At 59.4% G+C, this 13,169-nt stretch carries 12 protein-coding genes and 1 pseudogene; 5 read left to right on the forward strand and 8 right to left on the reverse strand.

The window, feature by feature from the left end; translation table 11 throughout:
* Window positions 1-14: 14 nt before the first annotated feature.
* The 3 genes and pseudogenes from ilvA to BBF94_RS04965 form a co-directional block, all read right to left on the reverse strand.
* Window positions 15-1,013, reverse strand: a pseudogene (gene ilvA, locus BBF94_RS04955) (threonine ammonia-lyase, biosynthetic); the annotation flags it as partial.
* Between the two features lie 200 nt (window positions 1,014-1,213).
* Window positions 1,214-2,137 carry a magnesium transporter CorA family protein gene (locus BBF94_RS04960; RefSeq protein WP_065257934.1) on the reverse strand — a complete coding sequence of 308 codons (924 nt, stop codon included), beginning with the start codon at window positions 2,135-2,137 and terminating at the stop codon, window positions 1,214-1,216.
* A gap of 7 nt (window positions 2,138-2,144) precedes the next feature.
* The gene (locus BBF94_RS04965; protein WP_065257935.1) at window positions 2,145-3,719 is read right to left on the reverse strand and encodes a RimK family protein; all 1,575 of its coding nucleotides are present in this window, start codon (window positions 3,717-3,719) and stop codon (window positions 2,145-2,147) included.
* A gap of 92 nt (window positions 3,720-3,811) precedes the next feature.
* Between BBF94_RS04965 and rimI the strand changes: the two genes are divergently transcribed.
* Window positions 3,812-4,915 (forward strand): ribosomal protein S18-alanine N-acetyltransferase, encoded by a 1,104-nt coding sequence (rimI, locus tag BBF94_RS04970; protein ID WP_065257936.1) that lies wholly within the window; start codon window positions 3,812-3,814, stop codon window positions 4,913-4,915.
* 5 nt (window positions 4,916-4,920) lie between these two features.
* Here rimI and BBF94_RS04975 read toward each other — a convergent pair whose 3' ends face one another.
* Both BBF94_RS04975 and BBF94_RS04980 read right to left on the reverse strand, forming a co-directional pair.
* Window positions 4,921-6,066, reverse strand: coding sequence for a PQQ-dependent sugar dehydrogenase (locus BBF94_RS04975; protein WP_065257937.1), 1,146 nt, complete (start codon window positions 6,064-6,066; stop codon window positions 4,921-4,923).
* A 50-nt stretch (window positions 6,067-6,116) separates the two neighbouring features.
* Window positions 6,117-6,440 (reverse strand): hypothetical protein, encoded by a 324-nt coding sequence (locus BBF94_RS04980; RefSeq protein WP_065257938.1) that lies wholly within the window; start codon window positions 6,438-6,440, stop codon window positions 6,117-6,119.
* A gap of 186 nt (window positions 6,441-6,626) precedes the next feature.
* Here BBF94_RS04980 and ku point away from each other — a divergent pair, with 186 nt between their 5' ends.
* Window positions 6,627-7,469 (forward strand): non-homologous end joining protein Ku, encoded by an 843-nt coding sequence (gene ku, locus BBF94_RS04985; RefSeq protein ID WP_065257939.1) that lies wholly within the window; start codon window positions 6,627-6,629, stop codon window positions 7,467-7,469.
* Between the two features lie 40 nt (window positions 7,470-7,509).
* Here ku and lpxO read toward each other — a convergent pair whose 3' ends face one another.
* Both lpxO and BBF94_RS28120 read right to left on the reverse strand, forming a co-directional pair.
* The gene (gene lpxO, locus BBF94_RS04990; protein ID WP_065258020.1) at window positions 7,510-8,409 is read right to left on the reverse strand and encodes a lipid A hydroxylase LpxO; all 900 of its coding nucleotides are present in this window, start codon (window positions 8,407-8,409) and stop codon (window positions 7,510-7,512) included.
* A 443-nt stretch (window positions 8,410-8,852) separates the two neighbouring features.
* Complete coding sequence (locus BBF94_RS28120) at window positions 8,853-9,329, reverse strand: hypothetical protein (RefSeq protein ID WP_082302370.1); 477 nt, start codon at window positions 9,327-9,329, stop codon at window positions 8,853-8,855.
* On the opposite strand from BBF94_RS28120, the gene BBF94_RS27905 reads away from it, so the two are divergent.
* Entirely contained in the window at window positions 9,238-9,432 is a 195-nt protein-coding gene (locus BBF94_RS27905; RefSeq protein WP_176704416.1) for a hypothetical protein, read from the forward strand. The two genes, BBF94_RS28120 and BBF94_RS27905, sit on opposite strands and share 92 nt — an antisense overlap.
* Window positions 9,433-9,481: 49 nt before the next feature.
* Here the strand turns inward: BBF94_RS27905 and BBF94_RS04995 are convergent, their stop codons facing one another.
* Window positions 9,482-9,940 (reverse strand): anti-virulence regulator CigR family protein, encoded by a 459-nt coding sequence (locus BBF94_RS04995; protein WP_065257940.1) that lies wholly within the window; start codon window positions 9,938-9,940, stop codon window positions 9,482-9,484.
* Window positions 9,941-10,247: 307 nt separating this feature from the next.
* Here BBF94_RS04995 and BBF94_RS05000 point away from each other — a divergent pair, with 307 nt between their 5' ends.
* Both BBF94_RS05000 and BBF94_RS05005 read left to right on the forward strand, forming a co-directional pair.
* On the forward strand, window positions 10,248-11,834 hold the full coding sequence (locus BBF94_RS05000) for an ABC-F family ATPase (RefSeq protein WP_065257941.1): 1,587 nt from the start codon (window positions 10,248-10,250) through the stop codon (window positions 11,832-11,834).
* A gap of 146 nt (window positions 11,835-11,980) precedes the next feature.
* On the forward strand, window positions 11,981-13,168 hold the full coding sequence (locus BBF94_RS05005) for an MFS transporter (protein ID WP_065257942.1): 1,188 nt from the start codon (window positions 11,981-11,983) through the stop codon (window positions 13,166-13,168).
* Window position 13,169: the final 1 nt, after the last annotated feature.

Genomic DNA, 13,169 nt, shown 5'->3' on the forward strand with positions numbered 1-13,169 from the left:
TACGCCACAATCCCGCCGGCCGCAGCGCGCTCGGCAACGTGGCGCAAGCTGTCGAAGTTGATATTGGCGCCGGAGTCGATGGCGATCAGCGTCTGATTCCGCGCGCCGGTTCGCGCCACGTACTGCTTGATACCCGCGACCGCCAATGCGCCGGAAGGCTCGGTGATCGAGCGGGTATCGTCGTAGATATTCTTGATCGCCGCGCAGAGTTCGTCGTTGCTGACGGTGATCACTTCATCCACACAGAAGCGACACACCTCGAAACCATAGGCACCGATCTGCGCCACCGCCACGCCATCGGCAAAGGTGCCGACGCTGGGCAGCACCACTCGCTCACCCGCTTGCAACGCAGCCTTCAGACAGGCCGAGTGCTCCGATTCAACGCCAACGATGCGCACCTCTGGCCGCAGGTATTTGACGTAGGCCGCGATGCCGGCAATCAACCCGCCACCGCCCACCGGGACGAAGATCGCATCGAGGGGCCCCTGATGCTGGTGCAGGATCTCCATCGCCACCGTGCCTTGACCGGCGATGACATCGGGATCATCGAACGGCGGGACGAATGTCCGCCCGGTCTGTTCGGCCAGTTGCAGCGCGTGAGCCAGGGCAAACGGAAAACTGTCGCCATGCAGTACCGCCTCGGCGCCGCGACTGCTGACGCCCAGCACTTTCAATTCCGGGGTGGTCGCCGGCATCACGATCGTCGCCGCAATGCCCAACTCACGGGCCGCCAGTGCTACGCCCTGGGCATGATTGCCCGCCGATGCCGTGATCACTCCACGCGCCTTCTGCACATCGCTCAACTGCACCAGCCTGTTACAGGCGCCGCGAATCTTGAAGGAGAACGTCGGTTGCAGATCTTCGCGCTTGAGCAGAATCCGGTTGCCCAGTGTTTCGGACAGCGCCGGCGCGGGTTGTAGCGGCGTGCGCACTGCCAGTTCATACACCGGCGCGGCGAGGATCTTTTTCACGTACTGCTCGAGCAGGGCTTGCTGGGCGGGGCTGTAGCGCATGGTCGTCTCCTGACTTTTTATTCAAAACCCCGGAGACAGAAAGTAGAAACCCGCCTCTAGGGCGGGTTGGGTGCTGCAGTCGTGAGCTAGCCCGCCAAATGAGGAATGGCGGTAATAATGCTTGGCTGGCAGCGCAATACGGTGGAAGTCATGGGCTCGAAATTAGCCCGGGCGTTGCTGGCAAGTCAATGGCGATTTTTTCATTTCGCCAGGCGCCTGAGCCCGAACAACATCCCGCCCGCCCCCAACAGCATCGCAGCAAGAAACAACGGGTACGAAATCCACCACGGCGTTCCGGCGGTCATCATGCTGAATTCCGACATGCCGCCAATGCTGGCAATTAGGTTGAGCGGAAGGAACACCACGTTGATCAGCGTCAGCTTGCGCAACAGGTTGTTCATGCTGTTGTTCATCAGGTTGCCCCGGGCGTCGATCAGCCCGGAGAACACTGTCGAGTAGATTTCCGCCTGTTTGTAGCACTGGTTGTTTTCGATGATCAGGTCGTCGATCAGGCCAATGGCTTCGCTGCCGAAATGCTGTTTTTCCGCGTGATTGCGCAGCCGCGTGAGCACCGCGCCGTTGCTGTGCAGGGCGTTGATGTAATAGATCAGGCTTTCGCTGAGGTTGAACATCTGCACCAGATGCTGGTTCTGCATCGACGCGTTGAATTTCTGCTGCAACTCCCGGGCGACCAGTTTGATCACCTTCAGGTGCCCGAGGTAGTGATGAATATTGTTGAACAGCAGATCCAGCAACACATCCAGCGGCGTGTTGAGCGGCCGACCCGTGCCGAGACCGTGCAGCGGCGTATCGTCGGTGGCGATCACCAGCAACTGGCCCGGCGAAAACAGCAAACCGCAGGACGACACCTCGAACGCCAGGCTGCCGCCGCCGGAATAGTTCTCGGGCCGCTTCCAGATCAGAAACAGATGATCGGGATGGAATTCAATCCGCGACACCTCGTCCGGGTCCAGCGCCGAGGCCAGCGCGTGCTCATCGAGTTTGAAGTGACTGTGCAGCAAGTCCCGCTCGGCGGCGTCGGGGTCGCTGAACAGCATCACCTCGGCGTCCAGTTGCTCGACCCGCTGCAACGCGCCATGGCTCAGTGCGAAGCTGTTGATCATCGGCCGGTCACCAGGCCTGGCCACGGCGTTTGAGTTCCAGGCGGCGCACGAACTCTTCCAGCACCAGTGAATACAGATCGTCTTGCAGGTAGGCGTCCTCGATACCGGCGTCGAGGTTCGGGTTGTCGTTGACCTCGATCACCACCACCTTGTCGCCGGCCTGCTTGAGGTCGACGCCGTACAAGCCGTCGCCGATCAGGTTCGCGGTCTTCACCGCCAGTTCCACCACGGCACGCGGTGCCTCGTGAACGGCCAGTGTTCGGCACTCGCCATTGACGTCCTGGCCCTTGGCCTTGTGGTTGTAGATCTGCCAATGGCCCTTGGACATGAAGTACTGGCAGGCGAAGATCGGTTTGCGGTTCAGCACGCCGATGCGCCAGTCGTACTCGGTGTAGAAAAATTCCTGGGCCAGCAACAGCACTGAGTGCTCGAACAATTCGGCAGTGGCTTCGAGCAAGGCTTGCTGACTTTCAACCTTGATCACGCCTCGAGAAAAGCACCCGTCCGGGATTTTCAGTACCAACGGGAAGCCAAGGCGTTCGCCGACCCGCTCGAAGTCCTCCGGTCGCTCCTTGTAGAGAATTTCCGTGGCGGGCATGCCCAGTTGATGGCTGTTGAGCAGATCGGTGAGATAGACCTTGTTGGTGCAGCGCAGGATCGACGCCGGATCATCCATCACCACCAGCCCTTCGCTTTCGGCTTTCTTGGCGAAGCGATAGGTGTGGTTGTCAACGCTGGTGGTTTCGCGGATCAGCAAGCCGTCGTATTCAGCCAACCTTGCATAGTCCTTGCGCTCGATCAGTTCGACATCGATGCCCATACCCTTGCCGACCCTGACGAAGTTTTCCAATGCCTTCGCGTTGGAGGGCGGTAACGCTTCCTGGGGATCATGCAGGATCGCCAGGTCATAACGCGCCACTTGTGGTGAGCGCGGTACACGCCAGATCTTGCGGCTGAAGCCATCCAGCGCATTGGCAAACTGGTCTTCCTGGTCGTCGCGCAACTTGTGCAGGGCACCGGACTTTATGCCTTCGATGTGCCAGCCGTTGGTTCGACGAAACTCAGCTAACAGAATCGGACACGGAAACACTTCAAACAATTGCCGGGCCAGATCCTGCAACGGCTCGATATGGGTTCTGCCGAAATAAAGTGTCAGCGTGAAACCTTCGGTGTCGTTGTAAAGATGATGACTGAGAGCCTTTTCCAGAGTTTTGTCCAGATCATCCAGCGCCAGACCATAAAGGGATTTGCGGGTCAGTTCACTGATGGTGCGCACCGACGGAATAACCTTGTGCCCCCGGGCCTCAGCCAGCAACGAACAGTAGTAGCCGTGACCCAGATACTTGTAGCTGCGGCAAAGATTGATCACCTGCACCCGTTTCCCCGGCTCGCTGTCGGGCGGTTGTTCGAGGTATTCCTGGGCCGTCAGTATGTCCTCGCTGGGGAAGTACGAGGCCCAGTCTTCCTTGCGTTCGACGATGATCAACACTTGACTGGACGTTCTGATCTGCGGTTTTAAATAAGTTGCCGGTGGCAAACTTTGACTGGATACTTCGCGCCAATGACCCTGTACCGCTGACATAGAAATTGATCCGTTGGAGAACAAGACCATTTCTATTAAGCACGAACTTTTTCGAAAGTCCCGTTTCGTTACGCAACTTTTACGGCGGTCATATGAACACTGTTTTTCGCTTGGCGACAGTTGATGATTTAGCGGCGCTGCTGGCGCTGGAAATGCATTGTTTCACCACGGACCGGCTCACCCGCCGCAGCTTTCAGTGGATGATCACCCGCGCCCACGGCCAATTGCTGGTGGCCGAGCGCGAGGGGCAGCTATCGGGGTATGCGCTGGTACTGTTCCATCGCGGGACTTCGCTTGCGCGGCTGTATTCCATCGCCATTTCTCCCGAGGCACGAGGTGCCGGCCTGGGCAAACAATTGTTGCAACACATCGAAGCCTGCGCTCTTGAGCACGACTGCGTTTATCTGCGGCTTGAAGTGCGCATCGACAATCCCGCCGCCATCGCCTTGTACGAACGCAGCGGCTATCGGCGTTTCGCAGTGATTCACGATTATTACGAAGACCATGCGGACGCCTTGCGTCTGGAGAAACGAATCCTGCAACACCGCGATTCGCGCAGCATCAAGGTGCCCTACTACCGACAAACCACCGATTTCACCTGCGGGCCGGCCTGCTTGCTGATGGCCATGGGTGCTTTGCAGGCCGATCGCTTGCTGGAGCGCCGCGAAGAATTGCAACTCTGGCGCGAAGCGACCACGGTGTTCATGACCGCCGGCCACGGTGGTTGCAGCCCTCAAGGCTTGGCGCTGGCGGCCTGGCGCCGTGGGTTTCGCGTTCGCTTGCAACTGAGCATGGCGGGGCCGTTGTTTCTCGACGGAGTGCGCGACGCGCATAAAAAAGACGTCATGCGCCTGGTGCATGACGAATTCATGGCACAACTGAAAGACACCGATGTGGAACAGACCATCGGCACGTCACTGGATTTGCCGCGACTGCTCGGTGCCGGCGGACAACCGTTGGTGCTGATCAGCAGCTATCGCCTGACCCGCTCCAAATCCCCGCACTGGGTTATCGTCACCGATTGCGACGAAGATTTCGTCTATCTGCATGACCCGGATGTCGACCACAGCCAGCATCGTCAGCCCATGGACTGCCAGCATGTGCCGGTCAGCCATGGGGAGTTCGAAAAAATGTGCCGGTTCGGCCGGGGCAAGCTGCGGGCGGCGGTGATCCTCTACGCCCGCTCACCCGCATGAAGCGTTCATTTGAGTCCGACCTTGTACAGCGCACCGTCGGACTCATCCGTCAGCACGTACAGATAACCGTCCAGGCCCTGCCGGACATCGCGTATCCGTTGCTTCAAATCGCCCAGCAAGCGCTCTTCGTGCACCACCTTGTCGCCGTCGAACTGCAGGCGAATCAGTTCCTGAGTGGCCAGTGCTCCGATGAACGCATTGTGCTGCCAGGCTTTGAAGCGATCGGCATCATAGAACGTCATGCCGGTGACGCCCGGTGATTTTTCCCAGACATGGTGCGGTGCAACCGTGCCTTCGACGGTTTTGCCCCGGGCTTCCGGTATCGGCTGCATCGAGTAGTTGATGCCGTGGGTTGCCAGCGGCCAGCCGTAGTTCTTGCCGCGTTCGATGATGTTCACCTCGTCGCCGCCACGGGGGCCGTGTTCGTTCTCCCAGAGCGTGCCGTTCCACGGGTTGAGCGCTGCGCCCTGCGGGTTGCGATGGCCGTAGGACCAGATTTCCGGACGGACACCGGACTGGCCGACAAACGGGTTGTCGTCCGGAACCTTGCCGTCCGGGTAGATGCGCACGACCTTGCCCTGCAACTTGTCCAGATCCTGTGCGGTGGGGCGATCGTTGTTCTCGCCGAGGGTGATGAACAGATAACCGTCACGGTCGAACACCAATCGCGAGCCAAAGTGATTGCCGACCGACAGCTTTGGCTCCTGACGAAAGATCACGTTGAAGTCCTTGAGGGTTTTCAGGTCGTCCGACAGTCGCCCGCGTCCCACGGCCGTCCCGGCCTTGTCACCGGCGCCACCGCCTTCGGCGTATGACAAATACACCAGCCGGTCCTGCTTGAAGTCCGGCGACAGCACCACATCGAGCAAGCCGCCCTGCCCCTTGGCCCAGACCTTGGGAACGCCATCGATCGGTGCCGACAACTTGCCGTCAGCCCCCACCACCCGCAGGTTGCCCGGACGCTCGGTCACCAGCATGCCCTGTCGATCCGGCAAAAACGCCAGCGCCCAAGGATGCGCCAGGCCCTGGGCGATGGTGGTGACTTCAAGGGTGCCCTGCTCGCTTTGCAGCTCTTTGGAGGCGGCGGCAAACGCCGGACTGCAGAGGACTGTGCCGGCACACAGCCCGGCCAATAGGGTTTTACGCAACATGCACGATTCCTTTTGTTCGATTGAAGGGCTGGCAGAAGCGGTTCTGCCATTCAACGGTTGCTGTCGCCGTCACGGGCGGGTGGATTGGGAATGAATTTCGGCGGTGTGCCCGGCACCGAACGCGCCGGCTGACCATTGCCGATGCCGCCGTTTTCGAGGGTGGGCTGTCGAGGTACAGGCACGGTGTTCGGCCCGCGAATCACCGGATTGGCGGGCTGCGTGCCCTGCATGCTGTTGGGATTGGCCCGGTGGATCGGGCTGTTGTAGGGATTGCTGCTGTTGCCGGTCGGACTTTGTGCCAGCAGCAAGGCATCAGCGTGAACCAGCCCGCCACTGAAGGCGAGCAATGCGATGCCTGACAGAAAACGGTTCATGGACGGCCTCTCTCGATGCGCTGGATTCAGAGCCTTCGAGTCCACGCTACGCCGAGGGTTCGGATTTGTTAACCCCGTCCTCGCTAAACAAGGTGTAACACGATTTGACCTGCAGCTCGCCGGCAACCCGCAGAAACTTTTGCGCAGGCAGACAGGTCAGCCGAACATCACGCGGAGAACGGCAGCATGGCTCGGGCAATCTGGAAAGGCGCAATCAGTTTCGGACTCGTGCATATCCCTGTGGCACTGGTCTCGGCCACCTCGTCGCAGGGCGTGGACTTCGACTGGCTGGACAGCCGCAGCATGGACCCGGTGGGTTATAAACGGGTCAACAAGGTCACCGGCAAGGAAGTCACCAAAGAGCACATCGTCAAAGGTGTGCAGTTCGAGAAAGGCCGATATGTGGTGCTCAGCGAGGAAGAGATCCGTTCGGCGCACCCGGTTTCGACCCAGACCATCGATATTTTTTCCTTCGTCGACAGCGCGCAGATCCCGTTGCAGAACATCGATACGCCCTACTACCTCGCCCCTGACAAGCGCGGCGGCAAGGTCTACGCCTTGCTGCGTGAAACCCTGAGCAAGACCGACAAGGTCGCGCTTGCCCGTGTGGTTTTACACACGCGCCAATATCTGGCGGCGTTGATGCCGCTGGAGTCGGCGCTGGTGCTGGTGAAACTGCGCTGGCCGCAGGAAGTGCGCAGCCTCGATGAACTGGCACTGGGCAGCGAGGTGACCAAACCGCAACTGGCCAAAGCCGAGCTGGACATGGCCAAACGGCTCGTTGAAGACATGAGCGCAGACTGGAAACCCGAGGATTACCACGACGAATTCGAAGACAAGATCATGGCCCTGGTGGACAAAAAGGCCCATGAAGGCAAGATCGAAGACGTTGAGACCGCAGACGGCGAAGAAGAGCGCAAGTCTGCTGATGTGATCGACCTGACGGAACTGCTCAAACGCAGTCTGGGAGGAAAAGCCGCTGCCAAACCGGTCAAGAAAACAGCCAAAAAAACCAAAAAGGCCTCGTGAAATGAATCGGGCGACTGTCTTGCAACAGTCGCCCGAGTTATCAGATCAGAATGAAGATGGCCAGCAGACCACCGAAGATCGCCCACTTTTCCAGGTAGTAGCGCGTGCGATTGCGTTTTTTCAGTTCTTTGCCGCGCAGGCGGATCTTGTAGATTCTGGTGAACAAGCGGTTGATGCCACCCGTGCGGTCGCCGGCATCGTTCGGAGCCCCCGCCGCCGACATTACAGTGCGGCTGAACCAGCCGTTGAATGCAGCCGCCCAGCGATACTTCATCGGGCGCTCGACGTCGCAGAACAGAATGATGCGGTTCTGGTCGGTGGTGTTTTCCGCGTAGTGAATGTAGGTCTCGTCGAACATCACCGCTTCACCGTCGCGCCAGTGATAGCTCTCGCCATCGACGTTGATGTAGCAACCGGCGTCGTTCGGCGTTTCCAGGCCCAGGTGATAACGGTAGGAACCGGCATACGGGTCACGGTGACGCACCAGTTTCGAGCCCGGCGGCAACTCGGCGAACATCGCGGCCTTGATCGAACCGATGCTCTGCACCAGTTCAGTGGTGCGCGGGCACATTTGCAATGCCGACGGGTGGCTGTCGCCGTACCATTTCAGGTAGAAGCGTTTCCAGCCCGTCTTGAAGAACGAGTTGAAACCGACGTCGTCGTACTGATTGGAGCGCTTGATCGCACCGGCACGCAGAAGATTCTGACCTTCCTCGCGGATTTCTTCCCAATGGGCCTGCAACGGGCTCAGATCGGGAAAATCTTTCGTATCGAGGTAAGGCTTGTTGGGGATCTTCGAGAACAGGTACAGGAAGCAGTTGACCGGCGCCAGGAACGTCGAGTGGTCACTCAACTGGCGGCCCAGCTTGTGGCGCACACGCCCACGCAGGTGAACGTATGCAATGGAAATGACATAAATAGCGGCAATGATGAGTTTCACGGAAATGGTCACACGTCAAAAGTGAACAAACTGCGCGCCTGCCGGCCAGGGGCTCAGGACATGATGCAGTGGCATGAATACAAAATACGGTCCCGAGGGCACTTCCCTGAGCGCTCGCCGTCAGCGGCTATTGGGTGATCGGATGGCATTTTAGCCATACTTTGTAACCAATGGTGAACCTCATCTGTGAAAAACTGTCCGCCGAATCGGCCAAACTCGGCTCCCGAGTGAGCCCTGTCTGTCACCTCAGCGATACGGCAGCTCATCGAGTGAATGAGAAAACAGCGCGACAGCGGGCCGGAGTCAGGTGTCTGGTCCGGAGGGTGAGCCTGATGAAACGGGGAAACGCTCTGAGCATTCAGGCGCTTGACCCGGCACTTTCGTACCGGGTGAATGGAGAACCGCACCCTGACGTGTAAAGGGTGCGGCTGGCGGGTTCGGGTTTACCTGGAGGTTGAAACGCCTGCCTTGCTCAAGCCTTTGGCATTGTGATCGCCCGGCGTTGTAGCCGAAATCGCCGTAGCCTTCGACAAGCCGCGTGTCGTCTTGGAATGCGCGACGCCCGAGGTGGTTGCCCCGTGTCCACGCTCAGCGCCGTGATCGCGCCCCGCATGACGTCCGCTCACACCGTGATCCCGAACGGCCCTGCCTGCATGATCCGCTTCCTGGCCTTCTGCGCGGCCATTGTTGGAGGCACTGCCTGAATGCCCGGCGTTATCGCCGCCATGCCCTGCATTCCCCGCGCCGCCGCCGTGGCTTCCACCACTGCCCGCACCGCCTCCGCCATTCCCGCCATGACCGCCCCCATCCTTGGCATAGGCTGAAGCCATGATCGACAGTCCGGAAGGCAACAACGGCGCAGCCGCAAACATCATGACGCACGACATGACAGCAACGAATCTTTTCTTTTCAAAACGCATGATGGCATCCACAAGGGTTGGTTTTACTGCCCTCTCAGACGCACACGGCGAGATCTGGTTCAGCGACAAACGACCGGCGGAATCGGTTTTGCCCCATATATAAAGTGAGTGAGAACGCCTTGCTTTTACAGCCGGTATCCCAGCCGACCCGACTAGTCGAACGCGCCATTCAGAACTTCGTAAATGAGCCCGCTTGCGATGGCCACCAGAATCAGATCGGTACCCGCCTGTTGCCATTCATATCCGTCGTAATGAGGCAGCCGCCCCACCAGCCGGCCATCCAGTTTTTTGGCAATGCCGGGCGGAAGAGGTTTTCCACGTGCCAGGTTTTTCTGGATTCCGGGTGGCAACGCAGGTCCGGGACTCCAGTAGTCTCTGTAACCGTTGAGCACGCCCAGCACACTGCCTCGATCGATAACGGGCGCAGGCGCGCGGCCTGAATTGAACCCCTTGTTCTTGCCACCCTGATTTCCATGCCCCTGACTGTTCTCGGGCCCGCCCTTTCCATGCCCTTTGCCATTGCCGTTTCCGGGGTCTGCCAACGCCGTTGCGGAGCCCGCAATCAACGCCAGGCAAGTAACAGATGCCACAACCAAACGTGCCTTGAACATGACCATTCCTTACAAGAAGAAACTGCTTGTTGGAATGTAGACGAGCTTGCGGATGTCGGTCAGGTTTTCCTTATCGACTGCCATACAACTGCCGCATGACTTATGCGACAATGCGCGCCATGTCTGGCATGAATCCCGCCTTTATTGCCCAACAGCTCTGGACGATGAGTCCGGATGCTGCTCTCGCCCCACGCCCGCTGGCACCATGCAGACGGTGACCGGGCCCGGGAAGAAAAAGCTCCAAAATGCCCCAGAAACGGCCCAAGCGCCCGATGTGCGGCTCGCAACCCATTGATAGGTAAAGCAATTGATCTCCACAGCTAACATCACGATGCAGTTCGGCGCAAAGCCGCTGTTCGAAAACGTTTCGGTGAAATTCAACAACGGCAACCGTTATGGCCTGATCGGCGCCAACGGTTGCGGCAAGTCGACGTTCATGAAAATCCTCGGCGGCGACCTTGAGCCGTCTGCGGGCCAGGTGATGCTCGAGCCGAACGTGCGTCTGGGTAAATTGCGTCAGGATCAGTTCGCCTACGAAGAATTCACCGTGATCGACACCGTGATCATGGGTCACGAAGAGCTGTGGAAGGTCAAGGCCGAGCGCGACCGCATCTACTCGCTGCCGGAGATGAGCGAAGAAGACGGTATGGCCGTGGCCGAGCTGGAAACCGAATTCGCCGAGATGGACGGCTACACCGCCGAGTCCCGCGCCGGTGAACTGCTGCTGGGTCTGGGCATTCCGCTGGAACAGCATTTCGGCCCGATGACCGAAGTCGCACCGGGCTGGAAACTGCGCGTGCTGCTGGCGCAAGCCCTGTTCTCCGATCCGGAAGTGCTGCTGCTCGACGAACCGACCAACCACCTGGACATCAACACCATCCGGTGGCTGGAGTCGATCCTGACGGCGCGTAACAGCACCATGGTCATCATTTCCCACGACCGTCACTTCCTCAACAGCGTCTGCACCCACATGGCCGACCTGGATTATGGCGAGCTGCGTCTGTTCCCGGGCAACTACGACGAGTACATGACCGCCGCGACCCAGTCCCGTGAGCAACTGCTGGCGGACAACGCCAAGAAGAAAGCCCAGATTGCCGAACTGCAGACGTTCGTCAGCCGCTTCTCGGCCAACGCCTCGAAAGCCAAGCAGGCCACCTCCCGTGCCAAGCAGATCGACAAGATTCAGCTGGCCGAGGTCAAGCCATCGAGCCGCGTGAGCCCGTTCATCCGCTTCGAACAAAACAAGAAACTGCACCGCCAGGCCGTGACCCTGGAAAAAATCTCCAAGGGTTTCGACGGCAAGACCCTGTTCAAGAACTTCAGTTTTACCGTCGAAGCCGGCGAGCGCGTAGCGATCATCGGCCCGAACGGTATCGGCAAGACCACCCTGCTGCGCACCCTGATGGGCGAACTGACCCCGGACGCCGGTACCGTGAAGTGGACCGAAAGCGCCGAGCTGGGCTACTACGCGCAGGACCACGCCCATGATTTCGAAGACGATGTCAGCCTGTTCGACTGGATGGGCCAGTGGACTCAGGGCGAACAGATGATTCGCGGCACCCTGGGCCGCATGCTGTTTTCCAACGACGAGATCCTCAAGTCGGTGAAGGTCATCTCCGGTGGTGAGCAAGGTCGCATGCTGTTCGGCAAACTGATCCTGCAAAAGCCGAACGTCCTGGTGATGGACGAACCGACCAACCACCTGGACATGGAATCGATCGAGGCGCTGAACCTGGCGCTGGAAAACTACCCGGGCACGCTGATTTTCGTCAGCCACGACCGGGAGTTCGTATCGTCCCTGGCCACGCGCATCATCGAGCTGAGCCCGAACGGCGTGACCGACTTCAGCGGCACCTACGACGATTACCTGCGCAGTCAGGGCGTTGTGTTCTAAGAGCTGCTGCAAGCTTCAAGTGAAAAGCCCTGTCCTTGCGACGGGGCTTTTTTTGCTTCGAGGAAAAGATCGTTAGCCTGCTTTCTTTTAATCCGACGCCAAGCCATGATGCGACCTCTCCCACCGCCGCCCGCGAACGAGTCCTCATGTCTGTGCAGCAACAGCCACCGCAAAGCTCCATGGCGATCACCCTGCAAATCGTCTCCATCGTTTTTTACACCTTTATCGCTTTTCTCTGCATTGGTCTGCCGATTGCGGTGTTGCCCGGTTATGTGCATGAACAGCTGGGCTTCAGCGCCGTCGTTGCGGGGCTGGTGATCGGTTCGCAATACCTGGCCACCCTGCTCAGCCGGCCGATGGCCGGACGCCTGTCAGACACCGTCGGGACAAAGCGCGCGATTGTTTATGGCTTGCTGGGGATCGTACTCAGTGGTCTGTTGACGCTGGTTTCCACGTTGCTGCAGGACGTCCCGTCAATGAGCCTGATCATCCTGATTGCCGGACGTCTGCTGCTGGGGATTGCGCAGGGACTGATCGGCGTCGGCACCATCAGTTGGTGCATGGGCCAGGTCGGTGCCGAGCACACCGCCCGTTCCATCGGCTGGAATGGCATCGCCTCCTACGGCGCCATTGCCATCGGTGCACCGCTGGGCGTGTGGATGGTGGCCGATTACGGCTTTACCAGCCTCGGTATTGCGCTGTCGACATTGGCTGCCGGCGCCCTGCTGCTGATCCGCAACAAGCCGTCGGTGCCGGTGGTGCGCGGCGAACGTCTGCCGTTCTGGAGGGTTTTCGGGCGAATTGCGCCGTTCGGTGCCAGTCTGAGTCTGGCCTCCATCGGTTACGGCACCTTGACCACCTTCATCACCCTTTATTACCTCAGTCGCGGCTGGACCGGCGCGGCGTACTGTCTGACGGTGTTCGGGGTGTGTTTCATCCTGTCGCGGCTGCTGTTCATTTCCGCCATCGCCCGATTCGGCGGTTTTGCATCAGCCATCGCCTGTATGAGCATCGAAACCGTTGGCCTGTCGTTGCTGTGGCTCGCCCCGTCGACCGGTTACGCACTGATCGGTGCCGGACTGACCGGTTTCGGGCTGTCGCTGGTGTACCCGGCTCTGGGCGTGGAAGCGATCAAGCAGGTGCCCGACTCCAGCCGCGGTGCCGGTTTGAGTGCTTATGCCGTGTTTTTCGATCTGGCACTGGCGATTGCCGGACCGCTGATGGGCGCGGTGGCATTAAATCTGGGCTATTCGTGGATATTCCTGGGGGCGGCGCTATTGTCCGTGAGCGCACTGGCGTTGACCGGGTGGCTCAAGCGCCGGGCAATCGCCTGAC

It is taken from the genome of Pseudomonas bananamidigenes, assembly GCF_001679645.1.
Taxonomy (GTDB): Bacteria; Pseudomonadota; Gammaproteobacteria; order Pseudomonadales; family Pseudomonadaceae; genus Aquipseudomonas; species Aquipseudomonas bananamidigenes.

Excerpts from the sequence above, each read along its gene's own strand:
- BBF94_RS28120 (WP_082302370.1), bottom strand. The coding sequence starts at position 9,329 with ATGCGTTTTGAAAAGAAAAGATTCGTTGCTGTCATGTCGTGCGTCATG.
- BBF94_RS05005 (WP_065257942.1), top strand. The coding sequence starts at position 11,981 with ATGTCTGTGCAGCAACAGCCACCGCAAAGCTCCATGGCGATCACCCTG.
- BBF94_RS04995 (WP_065257940.1), bottom strand. The coding sequence starts at position 9,940 with ATGTTCAAGGCACGTTTGGTTGTGGCATCTGTTACTTGCCTGGCGTTG.
- BBF94_RS27905 (WP_176704416.1), top strand. The coding sequence starts at position 9,238 with ATGATCGACAGTCCGGAAGGCAACAACGGCGCAGCCGCAAACATCATG.
- rimI (WP_065257936.1), top strand. The coding sequence starts at position 3,812 with ATGAACACTGTTTTTCGCTTGGCGACAGTTGATGATTTAGCGGCGCTG.
- BBF94_RS04975 (WP_065257937.1), bottom strand. The coding sequence starts at position 6,066 with ATGTTGCGTAAAACCCTATTGGCCGGGCTGTGTGCCGGCACAGTCCTC.
- ku (WP_065257939.1), top strand. The coding sequence starts at position 6,627 with ATGGCTCGGGCAATCTGGAAAGGCGCAATCAGTTTCGGACTCGTGCAT.
- BBF94_RS04965 (WP_065257935.1), bottom strand. The coding sequence starts at position 3,719 with ATGTCAGCGGTACAGGGTCATTGGCGCGAAGTATCCAGTCAAAGTTTG.
- BBF94_RS04960 (WP_065257934.1), bottom strand. The coding sequence starts at position 2,137 with ATGATCAACAGCTTCGCACTGAGCCATGGCGCGTTGCAGCGGGTCGAG.
- BBF94_RS04980 (WP_065257938.1), bottom strand. The coding sequence starts at position 6,440 with ATGAACCGTTTTCTGTCAGGCATCGCATTGCTCGCCTTCAGTGGCGGG.